The following is a 1,934-nucleotide window of genomic DNA, read 5'->3' on the forward strand; positions in this document are numbered from 1 at the left end:
TTGTTTTTAGTATTTCTGAATGGGATGTTGGGACATTTCTTATTGAAGTTTTATGATTCTTATCATCTAGTTCTCTTATCAATCCACCACACAAAGATATGTCGTTATTTTTCTGCATAAATTCATATTGTATTGCTAATCTGTCTATTGTAGATACATCATCGGAATCCATTATAGCTATATAATCACAAGAAGTACATTTGATTCCATAATCTCTTGCATAGCCTGGACCTTTATTATAATCGTATCGAATTATTTTTATATATGAATATTTATTCGAAAATATTTTTATAAGATTATTTAATTGAGTAGTTACAAGACCATCACAAATAATTAAGATTTCATCTGCTGGATGTGACTGTTGGAGTATTGATTCAATAGCTTTCTTAAATAGATGAATATTAGTATTTATATAAATAGGTATAACAACACAAATTGTTTTATTTTTCATAAGATTTATTTTTAGATAAAATGTTTTCCCACAGATTAATAATTATTTTACTGGAGTAATCATTTGAGACTATAGGAGAGTTAATAGATAATTTTCTCTGTACGGATTCATTTTTTATAAAATAATTTAACTTATCTATAAATAGTGAATCATTATAGTAGTCTACTAAGAAACCATTATAATTATTTTTTATGATTTCTGATGGTCCTGTTTTACAATTAAATGAGATAATAGGTACACCAAAGTGTTGAGATTCAATTAGAACCATTGGTAAACCTTCGTATCGAGACGTCATTAAATATAATTTTGATTTTTTGTAATAGGAAGTAATGTTTTTTGTAAATGGTATTATTTCTATATTTTTTACTCCACTTTTACTAATAGTTTTCTCTAACTTTTTTTTATCATTACCATCACCAATGATTAATAATTTCCAGTTTTTTGTTATAGCTTTACTCCATAAGTTTATTAGTCTTTCAAAATTTTTAGCATAGCACAATCTTCCTATAGCAATAGCTATATTTTCTTTATCATTATAATTAAGATTATACGAATATTCTTCATATGGATTAATATTAGGTATCGTATAAATTTTATCTAAATGATATTTATTATTAAGTAATAATTTGTCATGTTCAGTTAATACTATAATCTTATCTGCAAATCTATAGCTTAATAGTTTAAGAGATCTGATTATAGGACTATAAGATTCGAAAGATGTATGTTCTGATAAGAATAAATTCTTTATATTAAATAACTTGAATAATAGAGAAGTTTCAATGGATAATCTCCCCATCGATATAATGATTTTTATTGCTGAAGTATGTTTTTTTGCAATTTTTGCTATCTTAATTAATTTAAATATATGGGTTTTATTTTCTAAAAAATATATTTTTACATTCTTATTTATAATAAATAAAGGTTCTGGATTATTTTTATAAAGAGAATAAATATGTATATCAAAATTACTGTTAGCTAATTTATTCGCCAGGGTGATTAATGCTCTTTCAGTACCACCACCAGTTGTTATATCGGTTATGCAGAATAATAGAGTTTTCATTTTATATTTTCTTACTAAAGATAATAAATAGTGCTATTGAATAAAATGGTACAGAAAAATATGTTTCAGTCATTGTCTCTAATAGCATAATAAGAAGCGTATATCCCATTAAAGATGTAATATTTGTATTAAATAAATTTTTTATTACTAAAAAGTATAAAAAAATGAAGGGTATTAATCCAATAGAATATATTGTTTGTATAAAATAGAAATCAATAGGGGAATATTTTTCGATATTTATTCCATTTAATAGATTTGGAAAACCTAAAGAACTATATAAAATATTTCCAAACCAGAGGCGACTAGTTAAAATATCATTAACCGTATAAAGGAAATTGTTCTCTTTAAAATTTATTATAAAATAAAACTGGAGAAAAATAAAAAATAAAGAAGAGAATAAAATTAAATATTTTAATTTTATTC

General features: G+C 23.5%; 2 protein-coding genes and 1 pseudogene. All 3 read right to left on the minus strand.

Annotated elements, in window-relative coordinates; all coding sequences use genetic code 11:
- On the minus strand, positions 1 to 451 hold a 451-nt coding region (locus M983_RS08765), incomplete at its 3' end, for a glycosyltransferase (RefSeq protein ID WP_157091944.1).
- On the minus strand, positions 441 to 1,511 hold the full coding sequence (locus M983_RS08770) for a glycosyltransferase family 4 protein (RefSeq protein WP_066749701.1): 1,071 nt from the start codon (positions 1,509 to 1,511) through the stop codon (positions 441 to 443). The genes M983_RS08770 and M983_RS08765, both read right to left, overlap by 11 nt.
- Before the next feature lies 1 nt (position 1,512).
- Positions 1,513 to 1,934: pseudogene (locus M983_RS17765) on the minus strand (hypothetical protein); the annotation flags it as partial.

The sequence above is a fragment of the Proteus myxofaciens ATCC 19692 genome (assembly GCF_001654855.1).
Lineage (GTDB): Bacteria > Pseudomonadota > Gammaproteobacteria > Enterobacterales > Enterobacteriaceae > Proteus > Proteus myxofaciens.

Excerpts from the sequence above, each read along its gene's own strand:
- M983_RS08770 (WP_066749701.1), bottom strand. The coding sequence starts at position 1,511 with ATGAAAACTCTATTATTCTGCATAACCGATATAACAACTGGTGGTGGT.